The organism is Georgenia sunbinii (assembly GCF_036421875.1).
Lineage (GTDB): Bacteria > Actinomycetota > Actinomycetes > Actinomycetales > Actinomycetaceae > Georgenia_B > Georgenia_B sunbinii.
Window position 1 is genome coordinate 249,506 of the sequence record NZ_JAZGOL010000003.1, and the last position, 21,208, is coordinate 270,713.

The 21,208-nt window shown below is 72.4% G+C and carries 22 protein-coding genes and 2 tRNA genes; 13 read left to right on the top strand and 11 right to left on the bottom strand.

Annotated features, from left to right (window positions below; genetic code table 11):
* Positions 1–142: 142 nt before the first annotated feature.
* The 4 genes from V2J52_RS08955 to V2J52_RS08970 all read right to left on the bottom strand — a co-directional run bounded on the left by V2J52_RS08955 (position 143) and on the right by V2J52_RS08970 (position 3,352).
* Positions 143–841 (bottom strand): ATP-dependent Clp protease proteolytic subunit, encoded by a 699-nt coding sequence (locus tag V2J52_RS08955; protein ID WP_331227345.1) that lies wholly within the window; start codon positions 839–841, stop codon positions 143–145.
* A 40-nt stretch (positions 842–881) separates the two neighbouring features.
* Positions 882–1,496, bottom strand: a complete 615-nt coding sequence (locus V2J52_RS08960; protein ID WP_331227759.1) for an ATP-dependent Clp protease proteolytic subunit — start codon at positions 1,494–1,496, stop codon at positions 882–884.
* 172 nt (positions 1,497–1,668) lie between these two features.
* Entirely contained in the window at positions 1,669–3,123 is a 1,455-nt protein-coding gene (gene tig / locus V2J52_RS08965; protein WP_331227760.1) for a trigger factor, read from the bottom strand.
* A gap of 155 nt (positions 3,124–3,278) precedes the next feature.
* Positions 3,279–3,352, bottom strand: a tRNA-Pro gene (locus tag V2J52_RS08970).
* 83 nt (positions 3,353–3,435) lie between these two features.
* Between V2J52_RS08970 and V2J52_RS08975 the strand changes: the two genes are divergently transcribed.
* Positions 3,436–3,509: transfer RNA gene (locus tag V2J52_RS08975), tRNA-Gly, on the top strand.
* Positions 3,510–3,621: 112 nt separating this feature from the next.
* Here the strand turns inward: V2J52_RS08975 and rpmF are convergent.
* Entirely contained in the window at positions 3,622–3,789 is a 168-nt protein-coding gene (rpmF, locus tag V2J52_RS08980) for a 50S ribosomal protein L32 (RefSeq protein ID WP_331227346.1), read from the bottom strand.
* A 150-nt stretch (positions 3,790–3,939) separates the two neighbouring features.
* Between rpmF and V2J52_RS08985 the strand changes: the two genes are divergently transcribed.
* The 6 genes from V2J52_RS08985 (at position 3,940) to epsC (ending at position 8,758) form a co-directional block, all read left to right on the top strand.
* Positions 3,940–4,575, top strand: coding sequence for an IMPACT family protein (locus V2J52_RS08985; RefSeq protein WP_331227347.1), 636 nt, complete (start codon positions 3,940–3,942; stop codon positions 4,573–4,575).
* Between the two features lie 41 nt (positions 4,576–4,616).
* Positions 4,617–4,976, top strand: coding sequence for a GntR family transcriptional regulator (locus V2J52_RS08990; protein ID WP_331227348.1), 360 nt, complete (start codon positions 4,617–4,619; stop codon positions 4,974–4,976).
* Complete coding sequence (locus V2J52_RS08995; protein WP_331227349.1) at positions 4,973–5,968, top strand: DUF1648 domain-containing protein; 996 nt, start codon at positions 4,973–4,975, stop codon at positions 5,966–5,968. Before V2J52_RS08990 ends, V2J52_RS08995 begins: the two co-directional genes overlap by 4 nt.
* Positions 5,965–6,969, top strand: a complete 1,005-nt coding sequence (locus tag V2J52_RS09000; protein ID WP_331227350.1) for a DUF1648 domain-containing protein — start codon at positions 5,965–5,967, stop codon at positions 6,967–6,969. Before V2J52_RS08995 ends, V2J52_RS09000 begins: the two co-directional genes overlap by 4 nt.
* Before the next feature lie 270 nt (positions 6,970–7,239).
* Positions 7,240–8,175: a cysteine synthase A gene (cysK, locus tag V2J52_RS09005; protein ID WP_331227351.1), complete on the top strand. Its 936-nt coding sequence runs from the start codon at positions 7,240–7,242 to the stop codon at positions 8,173–8,175.
* A gap of 1 nt (position 8,176) precedes the next feature.
* A complete protein-coding gene (epsC, locus tag V2J52_RS09010; RefSeq protein ID WP_331227352.1) occupies positions 8,177–8,758 on the top strand; it encodes a serine O-acetyltransferase EpsC in 582 nt (193 codons plus the stop codon).
* On the opposite strand, the gene V2J52_RS09015 is transcribed toward epsC, so the two are convergent.
* On the bottom strand, positions 8,751–9,728 hold the full coding sequence (locus tag V2J52_RS09015) for an AraC family transcriptional regulator (RefSeq protein ID WP_331227353.1): 978 nt from the start codon (positions 9,726–9,728) through the stop codon (positions 8,751–8,753). The genes epsC and V2J52_RS09015 overlap by 8 nt on opposite strands.
* A 122-nt stretch (positions 9,729–9,850) precedes the next feature.
* On the opposite strand from V2J52_RS09015, the gene V2J52_RS09020 reads away from it, so the two are divergent.
* Together V2J52_RS09020 and V2J52_RS09025 are read left to right on the top strand one after the other, a co-directional pair.
* Positions 9,851–10,711 (top strand): NmrA family NAD(P)-binding protein, encoded by an 861-nt coding sequence (locus V2J52_RS09020; RefSeq protein ID WP_331227354.1) that lies wholly within the window; start codon positions 9,851–9,853, stop codon positions 10,709–10,711.
* Positions 10,708–11,172: an anthrone oxygenase family protein gene (locus V2J52_RS09025; RefSeq protein WP_331227355.1), complete on the top strand. Its 465-nt coding sequence runs from the start codon at positions 10,708–10,710 to the stop codon at positions 11,170–11,172. Before V2J52_RS09020 ends, V2J52_RS09025 begins: the two co-directional genes overlap by 4 nt.
* A gap of 18 nt (positions 11,173–11,190) precedes the next feature.
* Here V2J52_RS09025 and V2J52_RS09030 read toward each other — a convergent pair whose 3' ends face one another.
* Both V2J52_RS09030 and V2J52_RS09035 read right to left on the bottom strand, forming a co-directional pair.
* Positions 11,191–12,108 carry an Fpg/Nei family DNA glycosylase gene (locus V2J52_RS09030; protein WP_331227356.1) on the bottom strand — a complete coding sequence of 306 codons (918 nt, stop codon included), beginning with the start codon at positions 12,106–12,108 and terminating at the stop codon, positions 11,191–11,193.
* The gene (locus V2J52_RS09035; protein WP_331227357.1) at positions 12,101–12,418 is read right to left on the bottom strand and encodes an MGMT family protein; all 318 of its coding nucleotides are present in this window, start codon (positions 12,416–12,418) and stop codon (positions 12,101–12,103) included. Before V2J52_RS09035 ends, V2J52_RS09030 begins: the two co-directional genes overlap by 8 nt.
* Before the next feature lie 64 nt (positions 12,419–12,482).
* Between V2J52_RS09035 and V2J52_RS09040 the strand changes: the two genes are divergently transcribed.
* Positions 12,483–13,775, top strand: a complete 1,293-nt coding sequence (locus V2J52_RS09040; RefSeq protein ID WP_331227358.1) for a GNAT family N-acetyltransferase — start codon at positions 12,483–12,485, stop codon at positions 13,773–13,775.
* A gap of 11 nt (positions 13,776–13,786) precedes the next feature.
* Here V2J52_RS09040 and V2J52_RS09045 read toward each other — a convergent pair whose 3' ends face one another.
* The gene (locus tag V2J52_RS09045) at positions 13,787–14,233 is read right to left on the bottom strand and encodes a ribose-5-phosphate isomerase (RefSeq protein ID WP_331227359.1); all 447 of its coding nucleotides are present in this window, start codon (positions 14,231–14,233) and stop codon (positions 13,787–13,789) included.
* 83 nt (positions 14,234–14,316) lie between these two features.
* Between V2J52_RS09045 and V2J52_RS09050 the strand changes: the two genes are divergently transcribed.
* Complete coding sequence (locus V2J52_RS09050) at positions 14,317–16,329, top strand: M13 family metallopeptidase (RefSeq protein WP_331227360.1); 2,013 nt, start codon at positions 14,317–14,319, stop codon at positions 16,327–16,329.
* Between the two features lies 1 nt (position 16,330).
* On the opposite strand, the gene V2J52_RS09055 is transcribed toward V2J52_RS09050, so the two are convergent.
* Together V2J52_RS09055 and V2J52_RS09060 are read right to left on the bottom strand one after the other, a co-directional pair.
* A complete protein-coding gene (locus V2J52_RS09055) occupies positions 16,331–16,924 on the bottom strand; it encodes a hypothetical protein (protein WP_331227361.1) in 594 nt (197 codons plus the stop codon).
* 61 nt (positions 16,925–16,985) lie between these two features.
* Complete coding sequence (locus V2J52_RS09060) at positions 16,986–17,591, bottom strand: mycothiol-dependent nitroreductase Rv2466c family protein (protein ID WP_331227362.1); 606 nt, start codon at positions 17,589–17,591, stop codon at positions 16,986–16,988.
* A 142-nt stretch (positions 17,592–17,733) separates the two neighbouring features.
* On the opposite strand from V2J52_RS09060, the gene pepN reads away from it, so the two are divergent.
* Together pepN and folP are read left to right on the top strand one after the other, a co-directional pair.
* Positions 17,734–20,325, top strand: a complete 2,592-nt coding sequence (gene pepN / locus V2J52_RS09065; protein WP_331227363.1) for an aminopeptidase N — start codon at positions 17,734–17,736, stop codon at positions 20,323–20,325.
* Positions 20,315–21,196: a dihydropteroate synthase gene (gene folP / locus V2J52_RS09070; RefSeq protein WP_331227364.1), complete on the top strand. Its 882-nt coding sequence runs from the start codon at positions 20,315–20,317 to the stop codon at positions 21,194–21,196. The genes pepN and folP overlap by 11 nt, the downstream gene beginning before the upstream one ends.
* Positions 21,197–21,208 lie beyond the last annotated feature (12 nt).

Here is a 21,208-nt window from a genome sequence, read left to right on the forward strand (position 1 = left end):
GCACCGTCGCTGTCCATTGGACACCACAGCCTGCCGAATGTCCTGCCCTTGGCCCGGCGCGGTGCGCCGCCCCGCTTCTCCATGCTAAACGACGGCGCGGACACCGCGCGTGCCGCGGGTCCGCGCCGTCGTCGAGGCGAGATCAGGCCTCGATGACCTGCGGCTTGCGCGACTCCAGCACCTGGTCGACGAGGCCGTACTCGAGGGCCTCGGCGGCGGTGAGGATCTTGTCGCGCTCGATGTCCTGCCGCACCTGGGCGACATCCTTGGTGGAGTGGAACGCGATGGTCTCCTCGAGCCACTCGCGCATCCGCAGCACCTCACGGGCGTGGATCTCGATGTCCGAGGCCTGGCCGTAGCCACCGCCCTCGAGCGCCGGCTGGTGGATCATCACGCGGGAGTTCGGCAGCGCGAGGCGCTTGCCGGGCGCACCGGCAGCCAGCAGCACCGCGGCCGCGGAGGCCGCCTGCCCGAGGCAGACGGTCTGGATCTGCGGCTTGATGAACTGCATGGTGTCGTAGATCGCGGTCAGCGCCGTGAAGGAACCGCCCGGGGAGTTGATGTACAGCGTGATCATGCCGTCCGGGTCGCCGCTCTCGAGGACGAGCAGCTGGGCCATGACGTCGTCGGCCGACGCGTCGTCGATCTGGACGCCGAGGAAGATGATGCGGTCCTCGAACAGCTTGGTGTACGGGTCCTGGCGCTTGAAGCCGTAGGCGGTGCGCTCCTCGTACTGGGGCAGCACGTACCGCGAGGACGGGCCGGCGGGGGCCATGCCCCCGGGGAAGGCCGAGCCGGCGAGGTGCCCGGCCCGGGCGATGAACTGGGATTCGGTGCTCACAGATGCTCCTGGGTCGTCGAGGGGGTGGTCGGGCCGGGTACTAGTCGGTGCTGTCGGTTCCGCCGCCACCGGAGACGGCGGAGGCGTTCTCGACGACGCGGTCGATGAAGCCGTACTCGAGGGCCTCGGGCGCGGTGAACCAGCGGTCCCGGTCGGCGTCGGCGTTGATCTGCTCGACGCTCTTGCCGGTCTGCTCGGCGGTGATCTCCGCCAGCACCCGCTTCATGTGGAGGATGAGCTCGGCGTTGATCCGGATGTCGGTGGCCGTACCGCCGATGCCGCCGGACGGCTGGTGCATCATCACCCGGGCGTGGGGGGTGGCGTACCGCTTGCCCTTGGTGCCGGAGGAGAGCAGGAACTGGCCCATCGAGGCGGCCATCCCCATCCCCACGGTGGCGACGTCCGGCTGGACGTACTGCATGGTGTCGTAGATCGCCATGCCTGCGGTCACCGAGCCGCCCGGCGAGTTGATGTAAAGGAAGATGTCGCGCTCGGGGTCCTCGGCGGCGAGCAGCAGCAGCTGGGCGCAGATCGCGTTGGCGTTGTCGTCACGCACCTCCGAGCCCAGCCAGATGATGCGCTCCTTGAGGAGACGGTTGTAGATGTTGTCGTTGAGACCGAGGGCGCCGCCGTCGGTCTTGGCGGTGTGGGGCATCTGGCTCACGTGGCATGCTCCTGAATCTTCGTGGTCCGGTGTTCAGCGACAGTAACGCCGACCGATCGCGTTTCCTGCCGGGGAACCGGCGGTTTCGCTGTTGGCGCACTCCCGCCGGTAGACGGACGGGGCGGCGCCTGTCGGCACCGCCCCGTCCCCTTGCGTCAGTGTGTCACTCGGCGCTCTCGGCCGACTTCGCGCTGTCGGCGCTGTCAGCAGAGTCGCCGCTGTCAGCCGAGTCGGCAGAGTCGCCGCTGTCGGCGGAGTCGGCACTGTCGGCCGAGTCGTCACGCTCGGCGGCGTCAGCGACGGCCGCGGCGGCCTGCACGGCGGCCTCGGCGTCGTCCTCGTCGGAGCCGACGAAGGCCGACAGGTCGACGGCGTTACCCGACTCGTCGACGACCTTGACCTGGCGCAGCGCCACCGCCAGCGACTTGTTCCGGGCCAGCTCCGCGCTGAACAGCGGGATCTGGCCGGCCTCGCCGATCGCCTGGAAGAACTCGTTGGGGTCCATCCCGGACTGGCGGGCCTGGGTCAGCAGGAACTCGATGAGCTCCTCCTGGCCGACCTTGACCTCGAGGGACTCGGCGAGCTCGTCGAGGATGAACTGGTCGCGCATGAGGCGCTCGGTGTCCTCACGGACCTCCTCGCCGTGCGGGTCGTCGGGCTCCTTGCCCTCCTGCTCGAGGTGGGCCTTGATCTCGGCGTCGACCGCGTTGGCCGGCAGCGGGAAGTCGAGGTCCTCGCGAAGCTTCTCGAGGAGCAGGTTGCGCGCCTGGACGGCCTGGTTGCCGGCCTTGTCCTTGCCCACCTGGGTGCGCAGGTCGGCCTTGAGCTCCTCGAGGGTGTCGAACTCGCTGGCGAGCTCGGCGAACTCGTCGTCGGCGGCGGGCAGCTCACGGACCTTGACGCTGCCGACGGTGACGGACACCTCGGCGTCCTCCCCGGCGCGCTCGCCACCGACGAGCGTCGAGGTGAAGGTGGTGGACTCGTCGGCGGTCAGACCGGTGACGGCCTCGTCGAGCCCGTCGAGCATGTTGCCCGAGCCGATCTGGTAGGACGTGCCGGTGACGGAGTCGATCTCCTCGTCGCCGATCGCGGCGCGCAGGTCGATGGAGACGAAGTCGCCATCCTCGGCGGCGCGGTCGACACCCACGAGCGAGCCGAAGCGCTCACGCAGCGCGTCGAGACGCGAGTCGACGTCCTCGTCGGAGACCTCGAGGGAGTCCACGGCCAGCTCGTAGCCGGACAGCTCGGGCAGCGTGATCTCGGGACGGACGTCGACCTCGGCGGTGAACACCAGCTTGCCGCCGGGTGCGCCGGTGACGGCGGGCACCTCGGTGACGTCGACCTCGGGCTGGCCGATCGGCTTGATCTTCGTCTCGACGACGGCGTCGCGGTAGAGGTTCGGCAGCGCGTCGTTGACGGCGTGCTCGATGACCGCACCGCGACCGACCCGCTGGTCGATGATCCGCGCGGGAATCTTGCCCTTGCGGAAGCCGGGAACGTTGACCTGTTCGCCGATGTGGGAGTAGGCGTGGTCGATGGTCGGCTTGAGCTCCTCGTACGACACCTCCACGGTGAGCTTGGCCCGGGTGGGCTCGAGGTTCTCGACGACGCTCTTCACTGCGATGCTCTCCACTCTTCGGAAATTCATGGGCCGGCGGGCGACGCGTGGCCGTGCGCACAGGCGCAGTCCATCGTAGTGCACGGCCGGCGCCGGAGGCGACGTCAGCGGTGACTTCCTGCGACGACATCGGTGTCGTCTCGCTCACACGTGTGTCGGGATGGCGGGATTCGAACCCACGACCTTCCGCTCCCAAAGCGGACGCGCTACCAAGCTGCGCCACATCCCGTCGGCCGAGGCCGCCTGCCGATTGTAGGTGACGGCGCGGGTCGCGTTACACTCGTCCAGCGAGGTCGAGCCGGTGGGCCTCTTGCGGGTGTAGCTCAATGGTAGAGCCTCTGCCTTCCAAGCAGATGGTGCCAGTTCGATTCTGGTCACCCGCTCCAGCTCGTCGCCGGCACCGTCGCCGCGCCCTGAGCTCATGTCTTCTCTCGATCAACAACGAACGGCCGCCACCCCGAGGGGTGACGGCCGTTCGTGGCAGGCTCGCCCTGAGAGTCAGCCCTCGAGGATGAGGCCCTGCTGGTAAGCCTTGGCCAGGCGCCGGGGCACCTGGATCTCGCGGCCCTCAACGCGGACGGCCTGGAGCGTGGTGGGCTCCGCCTTCCACTGGGACCGGCGAGAGCGGGTGTTGCTGCGGGACATCTTGCGCTTCGGAACTGCCATGTGTCCGCCGCTCCTTTCGTGGTCGAGACGTTTGCCGTCGGCTAGTTTGCCACGTCCGGGCCGGTTCTGACCAACCGTCCCCCTCCGCTCCGGTGTGACATTCGCCGCTCCGGCCGCCGTCCGGGGCCGGTGGCGCACAATGGCCTGACCATGGACGCCCGCACCCTTGCCCGCGCCGCGACGGTCACCACCGAGCTGGAGATCCGCCGCTCCCGCTTCATCACCTGGCTCGCCCGCGCCGAGGACGAGGCGGCAGCCCGCGCGCTGGTCGACGAGGCGCGACGGGCCTTCCCCGACGCCCGCCATCACTGCTCGGCGTTCATCGTGCGGGTCCCCGGCGCCAACCTCGTCGAACGCTCCTCCGACGACGGCGAGCCGGCCGGCACCGCGGGCATGCCGATGCTCGAGGTGCTCCGCGGCAGCGGGCTGGTCGACGTCGTCGCCGTCGTCGTGCGCTACTTCGGCGGGGTCAAGCTCGGGACCGGCGGCCTCGTGCGCGCCTACTCCGACGCGGTCCGGTCCGCACTGGAGGTCGCCGCCATCGTCGTCGAGCGCGAGACCACCCTGTTCGCCGTCGACCTGCCGCACGACTCCGCCGGCCGGGTGGAGTCCGAGCTGCGGGCGGCGGGCTTCGCGGTGGCCGACGTCGACTACGGCGCACACGTCACGCTCACGCTGGCCACCGACGACGACGGCGCGCTCGCCTCCGCCGTCGCCAGCCTCACCGGCGCGGAGGCGCAGCTGCGCCCCGCCGGGTCGCAGGTCACCGAGCATCCGGACCGCTAGGCAAAGTTGTTATAGATGAACTAGAGCATTAGACTCTGGCCATGCTCTGGCGAATCGATCCCGCGTCGGCCGTGCCGATCTTCGAACAGCTGGCCACCCAGGTGCGGGTCGCCGTCGTCGCCGGGGACGTCGTGAGCGGCCAGCGGCTACCCACCGCGCGCGGCCTCGCCGAGTCGCTGGAGATCAACGTCCACACCGTGCTGCACGCCTACCAGCTGCTCCGGGACGAGGGCCTCATCGAGCTGCGTCGCGGCCGCGGCGCCACCGTCACCGCGCACGCCGTGGAGCACTACGAGGCGCTGCTCGACGCCCTCACCACCGTCCGCCAGGAGGCCGCCGCGCTCGGGCTGCCGATGTCTGCGGTCGCCGCCATGCTCACCACCACCGAGGAGAACCGATGACCTCCCGACCACCACTGCCCCACCGCCCCCGGGCCTGGCTGCTCGGCGTCGTCGTGCCGGCCCTCATCACCGCGGCGGCGTGGCTGGCGATCCTTGCCCTCCTCCCCCGCGTCCCGGACCCGGCGGCCGTGCACTGGGGCCTCTCCGGCGTCGACCGCGCCGGCAGCACCGCTGAGCTGCTGGTGACGATGGGCGCGACCAGCGGCCTGTCGCTCGTGGTCATGGCGGTGCTGGCCGTCCGCACCGGTCGGCAGGCCCTGACCCGCCGGACGACGCTCGCGCTCGCCGTCGCGCTGGCCACACTGTTCGCGGGGGCCACCCTGGGGACCGTCGTCGTCCAGCTCGATGCGCCGACGGCGGCCGCCGCGGGCTCGCCGGAGGGCTGGATCGTCGGCGCTCTCGTGCTCGCCGTCGTCCTCGGCGCGGTCGCGGGCACGCTCGCCGGCGCTGATCCTGCGATGCCCGCCACCGGCGCGGCGGCGGGCGGCGCCACCACCGCCGACCCGCCCGAGGGGCAGCGGGCGGTGTGGATCACCAGCGTGGCCGGGCTTGGCGAGCGCACCACCGGGCTGCTGCTCGCCGGCGGCGTGGTCGTCGCCGTGGGTCTGTGGCTGCTGACCCAGAGCCTCGTCCCGCTCGTCGTGCTGGTGCCACTGCTCCTCGTCCTGCTGGTGATGACCACCTGGCAGGTGCAGGTCGACCACCGGGGCCTGACCGCGCGCAGCAGCTTCGGCTGGCCGCGGCTCAGCGTCCCCGCCGGTGAGGTCGAGCGCGCCGACGTCACCCGGGTGAGCCCGCTGAGGGAGTTCGGCGGCTGGGGGCTGCGCACGAGCACCGCCGGCACCGTGGGCGTGGTCATCCGCGCTGGCGAGGCGATCGCCGTGGAGCGCAGCGGCGGGCGACGGCTCGTCGTGACGGTCGACGACGCCGCCACCGGGGCCGCGCTGCTCAACACCTACGCGGCACGCAGCCGCCAGGGGCTCGACCGGTGACGGCGCTGGGCACCCGCCCGGGTCTGCCGCACCGCCGCCGCGCCTGGCTGCTGGGGGTGGTCGTCCCCACCGCGATCACCCTGGTGGCCGTCGCGCTGCTCGTCACTTGGGCGCCGCGACTGCCGGACCTCGTCGTCGTCCACTGGGGCGGTGACGGGCCGGACGCCACCGGGTCGCTCGCGTCGCTCGTCCTCCCCTTCGCGGTCTACGGCGGGGTCAGCCTCGTGGTGTGCGGGCTCTTCGCCGTTCTCACCGGCCGCACCTCGATGGTCCGGCGCATGACGGCAGGCATCGCGACCGGGATGGCCGCCCTCAACGCGGGTCTGGTCCTCGGCGCCGTGCACGTCCAGCTCGACGCCGCGCTGCCCGCCGAGGTCGCCGACCCGATGAGCCGGATCGCCCTGGCCATGCTGCTCGCCGTCGTCATCGGCGTCCTCGCCGCAGCGCTCGCCGGCGGCGACCCTCCGCTACCGAGCAGCTCGCCGCTGCCCGCTGACGGCACCCACGCGGCCCTCGACCACGACGACGCACCGATCTGGGAGGTCCGCGCCACGGTGTCCCGGGCGGGCCGGGTGGCGAGCTGGACAGGTGCGGCGGGACTGGTCGTGCTCGCCGTCGGCCTCGGTGCGGTGACGAGCAGTTGGTGGCTGGGCGCGATCATGCTGGTGCCGGTCCCGCTCGTGCTCCTCTTCCTCTCCTGGCGGGTGCGGGTCGACGCCACCGGCCTCACGGTGCAATCGACGCTCGGACGTCCCCGGCAGCACGTGCCCGCCGAGGAGGTCGACCACGCGGAGGTCGTGGAGGTGAGCCCGTTGAGCGAGTTCGGCGGCTGGGGGCTACGCATCGCGCCGGACCTTCACGGCACGGTCGGCGTCGTCGTCCGCAGCGGTGAGGCGATCCGCGTCTGCCGCAGCGGCGAGCGCCGCTTCGTGGTCACCGTTGACGACGCCGCCACCGGGGCCGCGCTGCTCAACACCTACGCGGCGCGCGCACGTTCGTGACGTCATGGTGGATTGCCCGGCCCGCACGGCTGGTTTACTGTTCAACGTAGGACCGGGCGCCACCGACGCGAGAGGAGACCGCCGCAGTGACGCGTGCATCGACCTCTCTCTGCGCTGCGCCGTCCTGTCTCCTCGCCCCGGCGTGTTGCCGCTGTCTGTAGAGCGCCCGGCTCAAGCGTGCGGTGATGCCGCATGCCAGGCGCTCCGGTCGAGGACCACTCCCCCCGTCTTCGACGTACCCACGTTCCTCACACCCGAAGGAGTCACCTCATGGCACAGATCTACGATGACGTCACCGCCCTCATCGGGCGCACCCCGCTCGTGCGCCTCAACCGGCTGACCGAGGGGCTGGGCGCCACGGTGCTCGCCAAGCTCGAGTTCTACAACCCCGCCAACTCCGTCAAGGACCGCATCGGCGTCTCGATCATCGACGCTGCGGCGAAGTCCGGCCAGCTGCCCCCCGGCGGCACCATCGTCGAGGCCACGTCCGGCAACACCGGCATCGCGCTGGCGATGGTCGGCGCGGCCCGCGGCTACAACGTCGTCCTCACCATGCCGGAGACGATGAGCAAGGAACGCCGCGCGCTGCTGCGCGCCTTCGGCGCCGAGCTCATCCTCACCCCGGGCGCCGGCGGCATGAAGGGCGCTGTCGACAAGGCCGCGGAGATCGTCGCCGAGCGCGACGGCGCGATCCTCGCCCGCCAGTTCGCCAACGAGGCCAACCCCGCGATCCACCGCCAGACCACCGCCGAGGAGGTGTGGAACGACACCGACGGCGAGGTCGACTACTTCATCGCCGGTATCGGCACCGGCGGCACCATCACCGGCGTCGGCCAGGTGCTGCGGGAGCGCAAGCCGGACGTGAAGATCATCGCCGTCGAGCCCGAGGAGTCCGCCATCCTCAACGGCGGCCAGCCCGGACCGCACAAGATCCAGGGCCTGGGCGCCAACTTCGTCCCCGAGATCCTCGACACCGAGGTCTACGACGAGGTCATCGACGTCAACGTCGAGCAGTCCATCGAGACGGCCCGCAAGCTCGCCACCGAGGAGGGCATCTTCGCCGGCATCTCCTCCGGTGCCGCGGTCGCCGCCGCCCTCCAGGTCGCCGCCCGGCCCGAGGCGGCGGGCAAGACGATCGTCGTCGTCGTCCCGGACTTCGGCGAGCGCTACCTCTCCACCCCGCTGTACGCCCACCTCGTGGACTGACGTGCACAACTCCCCCGTTCCGTTCTGGGTCCTCATCCGCGAGGACCTGGAGGCTGCGCGCCGCGGCGACCCCGCGGCGCGCAGCCAGGTCGAGGTGGCGCTGGGCTACCCCGGCGTCCATGCCCTGTGGGTGCACCGGCTGTCCCACCGGATGTGGCACGCCGGGCCGCTCGGCAAGCTGCCTGCGCGGCTGCTGTCCCAGCTCGTGCGAGCGCTGACCGGGGTGGAGATCCACCCCGGCGCCTCGCTGGGCCGCCGGATGTTCATCGACCACGGCATGGGGGTCGTCATCGGGGAGACCGCCGAGGTGGGTGACGACGTCGTCATCTTCCACGGCACCACCCTCGGCGGCCGCTCGATGACCCGCGGCAAGCGCCACCCCACGGTCGGGGACCGGGTGACCATCGGGGCCGGGGCAAAGGTCCTCGGCCCGATCAGCATCGGTGACGACGCCCAGATCGGCGCGAACGCCGTCGTGGTCAAGGACGTGCCGGCCGGGGCGGTCTCGGTGGGCGTGCCCGGCAAGCTCATCGAGCGCCCCGCGGAGATCGACCCCTACGCCGATCCGGCGCTGTTCATCTGACGCTGCGAAGGTCGGATCGCCGAGCCTCGCGGCGCACCGCGCCCGGCGTCCGACCGACCGTGCGGGTGAAGGCCCGGCTGAAGGCGGCCTCGGACTGGTAGCCGAGCTCGGCGGCGAGCGCCGCGACGGTGTCGCTGCCGTCGGTCAACCGGCGCTGCGCGATGCCCATCCGCCAGCGGGTGAGGTAGCTCAGCGGTGGCTCACCGACGAGCTCCGTGAAGCGCGAGGCGAACGAGGACCGCGACATCGTCGCCGTGCTCGCGAGGAGCTCGAGGCTCCACCCCCGGCCGGGGTCGGTGTGCATCGCCTCGAGCGCCCTGCCGATCCGGTCGTCCTGCAGCGCCCGGAGCCAGCCCTCGCGAGCCTCCGGGTCGTGCGTCAGCCAGGCGCGGATGGCCTGGACGACGAGGATGTCGGCCAACCGGGTGGCGACGGCCTCGCCGCCGGGCTGCGGCCTGGACAGCTCGTCGGCCATGAGCCGGAGCATGTCCCGGACCGACGACGGCACCGCCGCTGTCCCCTCGCCCAGAAGGAGCACGCTCGGCAGCAGGCGGAGGAGCTCGCGGGCGGCGGGCTCGTCGAAGGCGACGACGCCGCACACCAGCTGCGCGGTCCGTCCGCCCCCGCCGTGGTGCAGCACCGAGTAGTGCTCGCTCAGGTAACGCTGCGGCAGCAGGTCCACGCGCTCGGCCGGTCCCGCCGCCGGCGAGCTCAGCAGCTCGTGGCCCCGGCCGTGCGGGACGACGGCAAGGTCGCCCGGCCGCAGCTCGACCGGTGCCCGACCGGCCAGCCGTAACCAGCAGGAGCCGACGGTCGGCACGTGGAAGCTCACCGAGTCCGCGACAGCGGGCATCGCCAACGCCCACGGCTCACTCAGCTCGGCGTGGCAGTAGAACGTGCCACGCATCCGCAGCGTGTGGAGCGCCCGGCTCAGCCGGTCCTCGCTCTGCCAAGGCGTCAAGACGGCCATCTCCCGATTGTCGCACCCTTCCGGACGAACGATCAAGGATCCTGGCAGTTCGGCCATAGATCCTCCGACATCTCCGCCATAGCGTTGGAGCATCAGGCCATCACGACCGAGGGAGCAGCACCATGTACGTCGTCGCCGGAGCAACCGGACGGGTCGGATCCGCGACCGCGAGGAACCTGCTGGACGCCGGGGAGCAGGTCCGAGTGCTCGTCCGCAGTCAGGCCGCCGCGGATGACTGGTCCCGACAGGGCGCCGAGTGCCGGGTCGTCGACCTGCGCGACCGCGCAGCGCTGGGTGGTGCTCTCGCTGGCTGCGTGGGCTTCTTCGCCCTCCTGCCCTTCGACCTCACCGCCTCCGACCCTGCCGCCCACGAAGGTGCGGTCGTCGCCGCCCTCGCGGGAGCGGTGACCGACCAGGCGGTCCCTCACGTCGTCGCGCTCTCCTCGGGCGGCGCCGACCTGACGCACGGCACCGGTCCCATCGCCGGGCTCCACCGTCTCGAGCAGGCGCTGCTGGCCACCGGGGCCGTGGTGACAGCCCTGCGGTCGGGCCATTTCCAGGAGAAGGTCGGTGACGTCGTCGGCCCCGCCCGGTCCAGCGGGACCTACCCGGTCTTCGCCACCTCGGCGGACGCCCTGCACCCCATGGGCGCCACCGGTGACGTCGGCGCGGTGGCTGCTCGCGTGCTCCGGTCCCCCACGTCGGTGAGCGAGGCGGTAGATGTCCTCGGTCCCCGCTACTCCGAGCGCGAGGTCGCGCGTGTACTCGGCGACGCGCTCGGCCGCCAGCTCGAGGTCGTCACGCTGCCCGAGCCGGCGTGGGGCGCGTCCCTGGCCGACGCCGGCGTGCCGCCGCACGTCGCCCCGAGCCTGGCAGAGCTCTATCGCGCCGACGAGGCAGGGATGCTCGCGCCCCGCGGTGACCGGACGGTCCACGTCGCGACGAGCATCGAGACCACCATCGCGAGGCTGGTGGCGGCATGACGTCGGCACTGCTGGTCACCGCGACCGTCGGCAACGGGCTGCTCGCCGGACTGTTCTTCACCTTCGCCGTCGCCGTCACCCGCGGGCTGCGGCGCGTCGACGACGGCAGCTACGTCGCGACGTTCCGCGCGGTGAACGCCGCGATCCTCAACCCGTGGTTCCTCGTGGTGTTCCTGGGCACCCCACCGGTGACAGCCGCTGCCAGCCTGGTCGGTGCCGGCTCCTCGGGCCGCACACCGTGGCTGCTCGTGGCACTCGCGTGCAGTGCGGCGACGTTCCTCGTCACGGCGCTCGTCAACGTCCCGCTCAACCGTCGCCTCGACGCCGCGCCGGCGGAGACGGCCACCCAGCTCGCGACGGCACGCCGCGCCTTCGAGGTGCGCTGGAACCGCTGGAACGCCGCGCGCGCCGCGGCCAGCGCCGCGGCGCTGCTGCTCCTCGCGACCGCGTCGGTACGGTGACCCGCCGGGCAGCCACCGTCAGGCGGTGACCGCCGGCCGCCGCTGCTCGCGCGGGCACCAGAACACCCGGCGCGCGGCCATCTGCTCCTCGACCACCGTGCTGCCGCAGCGCAGGCAGGGGCGGCCGGTGCGGTGGTAGACGTACCAGGTGTCGTCCTCCTCCTGGCGGTCCGCCGGCTCGGTGGTGACGATCCGGCCGGTGGCCACGCCGTCACCCATGAGCAGCTCGAGGTCGGCCCACATCGCGCGCAGCGTCGCCGCTGGCACGTTGCGGCCGAGCCGGCGTGGGTGGACCCGGGCCCGGAACAGCACCTCGGCGCGATAGATGTTCCCGACGCCGGCGATGACCGCCTGGTCCATGAGCAGCTCCCCCACCGGTCGCGAGCGCCGCCGCACCTCGGTGACGAAGGCGGCCGCGTCGCCGTCCTCGCGCAGCGGGTCGGGTCCCAGCCGGCGCTGCGCGGCGGCCTTCTCCTGCGGGGTGATGACCTCGCAGGCCATCGGGCCGGTGAGGTCGGCGACGCCGTGGCGGGAGACCAGCCGCGCCCGGACCGCGCCGCGCGGCTCGGGCAGCTGCCAGCTGCCCTGCTCGACGACGACCGGTGCCAGCGCCGTCTCCTGCTCGGCCACGCGGCGCCGGGGCGCGCCGATGGAGTGGGTGCCGTGGAAGTCGCTGTCGCCGTCGAAGGTCCACGAGCCGTAGAGGCCGAGGTGTACGCGCAGCCAGCGCAGCTCGTCGTCGGCGGCTGCGTCGTCGCCGGCGAAGCCGAGGAACAGGTGCTTGCCGTGGGCGTCGGTGCGCACGAGGCGGTGGCCGTCGAGCAGCTCGGCGCCGGCCGCGAACCGGCCCTGCGGGGAGCTGACGGCGAGGCGCTCGCCCACCATGAGCTCGTCGAAGGCCAGCGCGAGGCGCCGGATCGAGTGACCTTCAGGCATCCATCTCCTCCAGGGGGTCCCACATCGCGCGGTCGAGGTCGACGCCGCCGGCCGGGCGCCGAGCGGTGCCCTCCGCGTCGTAGTGCACCGCCGCGCGGTCGCGCAGCGGCTCCGGCAGCGTGCCGTCGGCCCGCACCACCCGCCACCAGGGCACTGCCGCGCCCTCGGTCGCCATGAGCCTACCGACCTGCCGCGCGCCGCCGCGGCCCAGCCGCGCCCGCACCGCCTCGGCCACCAGGCCGTAGGTCGTCGCGCGGCCGGCGGGCACCTGGTCGACGACGTCGAGCACGGTTTCGCTCCACTCGGTCACCCGGCCATTGTCACACCGCGCAATTCCCTCGCGCCGCGGGCCACCGGTCTGTCATCGTGCTGCGGTGACCACCGACGCACCCACCGTTCCGCCCGACGTCCCGCTGCCCGCCGGCTATCTGCTGGCCGAGCTCGACGACGTCGCCGACCGTGACGCGATGATTGAGGTCGACCGGTGGGGCTTCGCCTTCGAGTTCGCCCCCGAGGACGTCCCGCACCTGGTGTGGACCCTCGAGCCCGGCCGCACCGTCGGGGTGTGGCGCGAGGTCGCGGCCGGCCGGCGGCTGGTCGCGGTCCACTCCTCCTTCGCGTTCCGGGTGCAGGTCCCCGGCGGGGCGCAGGTGCCGGCCGCCGGGCTCACCTGGGTGGCGGTCCACCCCGGTGAGCGGCGTCGCGGGCTGGCCCGCGCCATGCTCCACGCGCACCTGCGCCGCTCGATCGAGCGCGGCGAGGTGGTCTCGGTGCTCAACGCCGCCGAGAGCGGCATCTACGGCCGCTACGGCTACGGGATCGCCAGCCACCGTGCCTCTGCGACGCTCGGTCGCGGCGCGGCGCTGCATCCGGTCCCCGGCAGCGACGACCTCGTCGTGGAGTTCGCGACGCTCGACCCGGCCGCCCACGGCGACCTGATCGAGGCGCTCCACGGCGCGGTCGTGCGGCCGGGCTGGATCACCCGCGACACCGCGGCACTGCGCGCCGACCACCTGGTCGACTGGCCCTCCGCCCGTCGCGGGGCGGAGGCCCGACGCATCGCGATCGTGCGCGACGCCGACGGCGCCCCGCGCGCCTACGGCACCTTCCGACGCAAGGGCAAGTGGGCCGACGAGGGCCACCCCGACGGCGCCGTCCGGGTGCACGACACCGTCGCGCTGGACGCCACCGCGGCGCGCGCGCTGTGGGGCGCCCTCACCGACATGGACCTCATGACGTCGGTGGAGGTCGGCAACCTCCCGCCCGACGACGCGGCGCTGGGCCTGCTCACCGACCTGCGCGGCACCAAGCTCCGGGTGCACGACGACGTCTGGCTGCGGATCCTCGACCTGCCCGCCGCGCTGCGGGCGCGCACCTACCCGGCGCCGGTGGACGCCGTTCTCGAGGTGACCGACCCGCTCGTCGCGAGCAACGCCGGCCGCTGGCAGCTGCGCGCCGCCGACACTGAAGTGACGGTCACCCGGACCGATGCGCCGGCGCAGCTGGCGATCGACGTCGCGGACCTGGCCGCCGCCTACCTCGGCGGCACCTCGCTGGCGGCGCTGGCCGCCGCCGGCCGGGCGACGGAGCTGGTCCCGGGCTCGCTCACCGCGCTGAGCACCGCGTTCGGCTGGCCGGTCGCCCCGAGCACCGGCTGGGGGTTCTAGAGTCGGCTCGCTCAGCGCTGCTCGTAGGCCGCCAGCTGGTCGATCCGGCGCTGGTGGCGCTCGTTGCCGGAGAACGGCTCGGCGAGGAAGGCGTCGACGAACGAGATCGCCTCGTCGACGGTGTGCTTGCGAGCGCCCAGCGAGATGACGTTGGCGTCGTTGTGCGTCCGCGCCAGCGTGGCGGTGTCGAGGTCCCAGGCGAGGGCCGCGCGGACCCCGCGCACCTTGTTCGCGGCGATCTGCTCCCCGTTGCCCGAGCCGCCCAGCACGATGCCCAGGCTGCCGGGATCTGCCACGACGGCCTCACCGGCGTCGAAGCAGAACGCCGGGTAGTCGTCGAGGGCGTCGTAGGTGTCGGCCCCGTGGTCGACGACGTCGTGCCCCGCGGTGGTGAGGTGCTCGACGAGGGCGGCCTTGAGCTCGAACCCGGCATGGTCGGCGGCGATGTGGATGCGCATGCCTCTATCCTGCCCCGTTCCGGCCGCCGGGCGGGGAGCACGACACATGGTGAGCCGGCGGCGCCCTCCCGTATCGTCGAGGCATGACGAACGACACCGCTCCCCTCACGCCGCCGACGACCGAGGCCTTCACGGCCGCGATGGACCGCTCCGTGCGCCCGCAGGACGACCTCTACCGCTTCATCAACGGCAGCTACGTCCGCGACCACGTCATCCCGGCCGACCGGGCCCGCGACGGCGCCTTCATGGTGCTGCGCGACCTGTCCGAGGAGCGGGTGCGTGACATCATCACCGCGGCCGCCGAGGCGGACGACGTCTCCGGGGAGGCCGAGCAGATCGGCAACCTCTACGGCTCGTTCATGGCGCAGGAGCGCATCGAGGCGCTCGGCACCGAGCCGCTCGCACCGGACCTCGAGCTGGTGACCGCGGCGATGGACAAGGACGCCCTCGCACGTGCGCTCGCGTCGCTGGCGCCCACCGGGGTGGGCGGCATCGTCGAGATGTTCGTCGACACCGACTTCAACGACCCCGACCGCTACACCTGCTTCCTGTGGCAGGGGGGCCTGGGCCTGCCCGACGAGTCCTACTACCGCGAGGACACCCATGCCGAGACCCGCGCGGCCTACGTCGCGCACGTCGCCGTCATGCTCGAGCTGTCCGGGCTCGTCTCCGCCGACGAGGCGGCCGGCGCCGCGCAGCAGGTGATGGCGGTGGAGACGCGGCTGGCGGCCGGTCACTGGGACCGGGTCAAGAGCCGCGAGGCGGACCTCCTCAACAACCCGCGCAGCTGGGCGGAGATCGTCGACTCCGCCCCCGGCTTCCCGTGGGACGCCTGGCGCGAGACGCTCGCGCTGCCCGACGGCGCGCTCGACAGCTCGATCGTCGGCCAGCCCTCCTACCTGACGCACCTCGCGGCGGCCTGGCAGGAGCTCGACGTCGCCGCGCTGCGGCTGTGGCTGCTGTGGCACGTCGTCTCCGCCCGCGCGCCCTACCTGCCCGCCGCCTTCGTCGAGGAGCGGTTCGACTTCTACGGCCGCACCCTCACCGGCGCCACCGAGCTGCGTGACCGGTGGAAGCGCGGCGTCGCGCTCGTCGAGGGCGCGATGGGCGAGGCGGTCGGCAAGCTCTACGTCGAGCGCCACTTCCCGCCGTCGCACAAGGCTGGCATGCAGGAGCTCGTCGGGAACCTCATCGAGGCCTACCGCCGGTCGATCACCGAGCTGGACTGGATGAGCGAGGAGACCAAGCGCCGCGCGCTGGCCAAGCTCGAGGCCTTCACCCCCAAGATCGGCTACCCGGACGCGTGGCGCGACTACAGCGCGCTGCACACCGACCCCACCGACCTGCTCGGCAACGTGCGGTCCGCGAACGTCTTCGAGACCAACCGCAACCTCGCCAAGCTCGGCCGGCCGATGGACCGCGACGAGTGGTTCATGCCGCCGCAGACGGTCAACGCGTACTACAACCCCACGATGAACGAGATCGTCTTCCCGGCCGCAATCCTGCAGCCGCCGTTCTTCGACCCGCAGGCCGACGACGCCTGGAACTACGGCGGGATCGGCGCGGTCATCGGCCACGAGATCGGTCACGGCTTCGACGACCAGGGCAGCAAGTACGACGGCACCGGCAAGCTCGAGGACTGGTGGACCGACACCGACCGGGCCGAGTTCGAGGCCCGGACCGCCACCCTCATCGCCCAGTACGACGCCTTCTCCCCGGCACAGCTGGCGGACTCCCACCGGGTCAACGGCGCGCTGACCATCGGGGAGAACATCGGCGACCTCGGCGGCCTGACCATCGCGATCACGGCCTACGAGATCGCGCTGCGCAACGCCGGCCTCGCCGGCCTGGACGAGGCGCCGGTGATCGACGGCGTCACCGGGCTGCAGCGGATCTTCTACTCCTGGGGCCGGGTCTGGCAGCAGAAGGCCCGCGACGCGGAGGCGATCCGGCTGCTGTCGATCGACCCGCACTCCCCCAACGAGTTCCGGTGCAACGGGGTGGTGCGCAACCTCGACAGCTTCGTCGAGGCGTTCGACGTCCAGCCCGGCGACGCCCTCTACCTGCCGCCCGAGGAGCGCGTGAGCATCTGGTAGGTCAGAGCAGCTCGTAGTCGGCGCGGGCGACGTCGAACCCGGAGCCGGACTCGTCGTGGCGGCAGCTGACGCCGGACTCCTCGCTCTCGCAGGTGAAGCCGTGCGCGGTGATCGTCTCACCGTAGGCGAGGGCGGGGACGTCCCCGGCGACGACGAGCGGGTCGCAAGGCATCGAGGCGCCGGCCGGCTCCACCCGCAGGTGGCCGCCGGCGGCGTCGTCGTCGCACTGCTGCGCGTCCTCGGGCTCGTACGTGAAGGCCGCGATGACGCAGTCGGCGCTGTCGACGGTGATCGAGCAGGCGATGTTGCCCGACGGCGACGCGAAATAGGTGGGCTTGTCGTCCGGCGTCTCGTCCTTCGACGGCGTCGCGCCGTCGTCGTCGGGTGGCGCGACATCGTCGGCCGACGCGTCGTCGTCGGGCGCGGTGGTCACGACGGCCGACGGCGTGGTCGCGTCGGCGGCCGGTGAGCCGCCGCTGGTCGCGCGCTGCACAAGCATGACGACGAGCAGCAGGACGAGCACCGAGACCACCGCGATGAGCAGGATCTGCGGCGCCGTCAGTCGTGGGCTCCGACGGTCGGGTGGAGCGGACATGGTCACCTCGTCACTGGAAGACAACCAGGCACGGTACGTGACGAGGTGACCCGAGCGAAACTCAGTCGAAGACCGGGCCCTGGGTGCGGGTGCGCTTGAGCTCGAAGAAGCCCGGCACGCCGGCGACGAGGACCAGCCCGTCCCACAGCCGGCCCGCTTCCTCGCCCTTGGGAGCAGGAGTGATGACCGGGCCGAAGAACCCGGTGCCGTTGAACGCGACGACGGGGGTGCCGACGTCCTCGCCGACGATCGAGATGCCCTCCTGGTGCGAGGCGCGCAGCGAGTCGTCGAGCTCGTCGGAGGTCGCGTAGCGGGCGAGCTCGGCAGGCAGCCCCGCCTCCGCGAGCGCCTCCTCGAGCACCGCCACGTCAGCGGTGGCGCGGCCGCCGGGGTGGTAGCGGGTGCCGAGCGCGTCGTAGAGCGGCTTGACGTACTCCACGCCGTGCCGCTCGCGCGCGGCGTTGACGACCCGGGCCGGGCCCCACGCGTCACGCATGACCTGCTGGTAGTCCTCCGGCAGGTCCCGGCCCTCGTTGAGGACGGCCAGCGACATGATGTGCCAGCGCACCGTCACGGGCCGGATCTGCTCGACCTCACTCATCCACCGGGAGGTCATCCATGCCCAGGGGCACACCGGATCGAACCAGAAGTCGACGACATCACTCACGAAAAGCTCCTATCGATCGCACGGTCGCACGGCCGCGTCCGCCATCACCGCCAGCCTAATCGGGACGCGGCAATCGACATGCCGCCCTCGACACCCCCGTGAAAGGATCGACCGAGCCCGCCCGCTGAGCCAAGGAGCACCCGTGCCCGGAGAGAACCTCACCCGTGAGGAGGCGGCCGCACGCGCCGCGGTCGTCGACGTCGAGTCCTACGACGTCGCCCTCGACCTCACCCGCGGCGATCGCATCTTCGCCTCCCGCACGACGGTCCGGTTCCGCGGCACCCCGGGCGCCGAGACCTTCATCGACCTCATCGCCGACGCCGTCCACGAGGTCCGCCTCAACGGGCGCCAGCTCGACGTCCACCTGTGGGACGGTGCCCGGCTGACGCTGCCCGGCCTCGCCGCCGAGAACGAGCTGCGGGTGGTGGCCGACGGCCGGTACATGAACACCGGCGAGGGGCTGCACCGGTTCGTCGACCCGGTCGACGACGAGGTCTACCTCTACAGCCAGTTCGAGGTCGCCGACTCCCGCCGGGTGTTCGCGGTGTTCGAGCAGCCAGACCTCAAGGCGTCGTTCGGCTTCACCGTCACCGCGCCGGAGCACTGGACGGTGGTGTCCAACTCCGCCACCCCTGAGCCGCAGCCGACCGACGACGACTCCGAGGCGGCGGTGTGGCACTTCACGCCGACCCCGCGGATCGCCAGCTATATCACCGCGATCATCGCCGGGCCGTACCACCGCGAGACCGGCGAGCTGACGAGCAGCGACGGCCGCACGATCCCGCTCGGGGTGTTCTGCCGGGCGTCGCTGGCGCCGCACCTGGACACCGAGAACATCCTGGAGATCACCCGGCAGGGCTTCGCGTTCTACGAGGAGGCCTTCGACCGGCCGTACCCGTTCGAGAAGTACGACCAGCTGTTCGTGCCGGAGTTCAACGCCGGCGCGATGGAGAACGCGGGCGCGGTCACCTTCCTGGAGAACTACATCTTCCGCTCCAAGGTGCCGCAGGCGACCGTCGAGCGGCGCGCGGTCACCATCCTCCACGAGCTCGCCCACATGTGGTTCGGCAACCTCGTGACCATGCGGTGGTGGAACGACCTGTGGCTCAACGAGTCCTTCGCCGAGTACATGTCCACCTGGGCGGCGGCCGAGGCCACGCAGTGGCGCAGCGCCTGGACGACGTTCTCCTCGCTGGAGAAGTCCTGGGCCTACCGCCAGGACCAGCTGCCCTCGACCCACCCGATCGTCGCGGAGATCACCGACCTCGAGGACGTCGAGGTGAACTTCGACGGCATCACCTACGCCAAGGGTGCCTCGGTGCTCAAGCAGCTCGTCGCCTGGGTGGGGCAGGACGCCTTCCTCGCCGGCGTGCGGGCCTACTTCACCAGGCACCAGTGGGGCAGCACCGAGCTGCGCGACCTGCTCGTCGAGCTCGAGGCCACGAGCGGGCGCGACCTCACCGCCTGGTCCGAGCAGTGGCTCGAGCGCGCCGGCGTCACCTTGCTACGGCCGCAGGTCACCACCGACGACGACGGCGTCATCACCGCCTTCGCGGTCCTCCAGGAGGCCCCGGCGGAGCACCCGGTGCTGCGCCCGCACCGCCTCGTCGTCGGGACCTACGACCTCGTGGGCGACGGCGAGGACGCGCGCCTCGAGCGGACCGGCCGCGTGGAGCTGGACGTCGACGGCGCGCGGACCGACGTCCCCGAGCTCGTCGGGCGCCGTCGCCCGGACCTCGTCCTCGTCAACGACGAGGACCTCGCCTACGCCAAGGTGCGGCTGGACGAGCAGTCGCTGCGCACCGCCGTCGACCACCTCGCGAGCTTCGACGACTCCCTCACCCGCGCCCTCGTGTGGGCGGCGGCGTGGGACATGACGCGCGACGGCGAGATCGCCGCCCGCCGGTTCATCGACCTGGTGCTCAGCAACATCGGGGCGGAGACCGACTCGACGCTCGTCCTCGTGCTGCTGCGCCAGCTCACCCTCGCGGTGTCGGCCTACACCGACCCCGCGGACCGGGAGGAACGCACCCACGACGTCGTCGGCCGGCTGTGGCAGCTCGCGGTGGACGCGCCGCCGGGCTCGGACCGCCAGCTCCAGCTCGTGCGGTCGTTCGTCGGCCGGGCCAGGTCCGCGGACCAGCTGGCGACCGTCGCCGGGTTGCTCGAGGGCACCACCGCGCTGGCCGGCCTGGAGATCGACACCGACCTGCGCTGGGCGCTGGTGACCTCGCTGTCGGCCGGTGGCCGGGTCGACGGGGCCGCGATCGACGCCGAGGAGCGCCGGGACCCCACCGCCACCGGTCGCCAGGCCGCCGCCCGCGCCCGCGCCGTGCGACCCACCGCCGCGGCGAAGGCGGAGGTGTGGGCTGCGGCGGTCGACTCCGACGAGCTGCCCAACGCACTCCAGGGCGCGGTCATCTCCGGGTTCACCGACGTCCACGACAGGTCGCTGCTGGTGCCGTTCGTCGACCGCTACTTCGACGCCCTCGAGCGGGTGTGGCGCGAGCGCACCAACGAGATCGCGCAGGGGATCGTCACCGGGCTGTACCCGTTCGCGCTCGCCGGGCTGGCCGACGAGCTCGGCGTCGACGTCCTCGCCCGCAGCGACCACTGGTTGGCACGCCACCCCGAGGCGCCCGCCGCGCTGCGACGTCTCGTCGTCGAGGACCGCGACGCCGTCCGGCGGGCGATCGCCGCCCAGCAGGTCGATCGGGCGGCCGGTGACCGCTGAGCTGATCGCGCCACGCCGCACGATCGGGGCGCGGGACTTCGACTTCGCCCGCCGCGCCGCGGTGATGGCCATCGTCAACCGCACCCCCGACTCGTTCTTCGACCGTGGCGCCACCTTCGCGCTCGACGCGGCGGTGACCGCGGCGCTGGACGCCGTCGCCGCGGGCGCCGACTGGGTCGACGTCGGCGGGGTGCCCTTCTCGCCCGACACCCCCGAGGTCTCGGTCGCGGAGGAGATCGACCGGGTGGTGCCGATCGTCGAGGCGGTCGCGGCCCGCAGCGACGTCGTCATCTCGATCGACACCGCCCGCGCGGAGGTCGCCGCGGCCGGGCTGGCCGCCGGCGCCAGCGTCGTCAACGACACCAACGGGGTGCGCGACCCGGCGATGCTCGAGCTGCTCGCCGGCTCCGACGCGTCGGTGATCGTCACGCACTCGCTCGCCGCACCGCACGTGCACCACCCGCGACCTCGCTACGACGACGTCGTGACCGAGGTCGTCACGTTCCTGCGGGACCGCGTCGCGGCGCTGGTCGACGGCGGCATCGGGCCGCAGCGGCTGTTCATCGACCCCGGGCCGGACCTCAACAAGAACACCCGGCACACCCTCGCGCTGCTGCGCCGGTTCGGGGAGATCACCGCGATCGGGCTGCCGACGCTGGTGGCAGTGTCGAACAAGGACTTCGTCGGTGAGTCGCTGGACCGCGAGCGCGACGAACGGCTGGCCGGCTCGCTGGCGGCGACGACGCTGGCGGTGGCCGCCGGCGCCCGGGTGGTGCGCACCCACCACGTGCCGCAGACCGTCGACGCGGTCCGGATGACCGAGGCGGTCCTCGGTCTGCGCGAGCCCGCGTACCTGCGCCACAACACCTGACCGGGAGACGAC

What these genes read in the sequence shown, in the direction of transcription:
- rpmF (WP_331227346.1), bottom strand. Translation starts at nt 3,789, where the DNA reads ATGGCAGTTCCGAAGCGCAAGATGTCCCGCAGCAACACCCGCTCTCGC.
- V2J52_RS08960 (WP_331227759.1), bottom strand. Translation starts at nt 1,496, where the DNA reads ATGCCCCACACCGCCAAGACCGACGGCGGCGCCCTCGGTCTCAACGAC.
- V2J52_RS09020 (WP_331227354.1), top strand. Translation starts at nt 9,851, where the DNA reads ATGTACGTCGTCGCCGGAGCAACCGGACGGGTCGGATCCGCGACCGCG.
- V2J52_RS09050 (WP_331227360.1), top strand. Translation starts at nt 14,317, where the DNA reads ATGACGAACGACACCGCTCCCCTCACGCCGCCGACGACCGAGGCCTTC.
- V2J52_RS09030 (WP_331227356.1), bottom strand. Translation starts at nt 12,108, where the DNA reads ATGCCTGAAGGTCACTCGATCCGGCGCCTCGCGCTGGCCTTCGACGAG.
- V2J52_RS09025 (WP_331227355.1), top strand. Translation starts at nt 10,708, where the DNA reads ATGACGTCGGCACTGCTGGTCACCGCGACCGTCGGCAACGGGCTGCTC.
- cysK (WP_331227351.1), top strand. Translation starts at nt 7,240, where the DNA reads ATGGCACAGATCTACGATGACGTCACCGCCCTCATCGGGCGCACCCCG.
- V2J52_RS09055 (WP_331227361.1), bottom strand. Translation starts at nt 16,924, where the DNA reads ATGTCCGCTCCACCCGACCGTCGGAGCCCACGACTGACGGCGCCGCAG.
- V2J52_RS09045 (WP_331227359.1), bottom strand. Translation starts at nt 14,233, where the DNA reads ATGCGCATCCACATCGCCGCCGACCATGCCGGGTTCGAGCTCAAGGCC.
- V2J52_RS08990 (WP_331227348.1), top strand. Translation starts at nt 4,617, where the DNA reads ATGCTCTGGCGAATCGATCCCGCGTCGGCCGTGCCGATCTTCGAACAG.
- V2J52_RS08995 (WP_331227349.1), top strand. Translation starts at nt 4,973, where the DNA reads ATGACCTCCCGACCACCACTGCCCCACCGCCCCCGGGCCTGGCTGCTC.
- V2J52_RS09015 (WP_331227353.1), bottom strand. Translation starts at nt 9,728, where the DNA reads ATGGCCGTCTTGACGCCTTGGCAGAGCGAGGACCGGCTGAGCCGGGCG.
- V2J52_RS08985 (WP_331227347.1), top strand. Translation starts at nt 3,940, where the DNA reads ATGGACGCCCGCACCCTTGCCCGCGCCGCGACGGTCACCACCGAGCTG.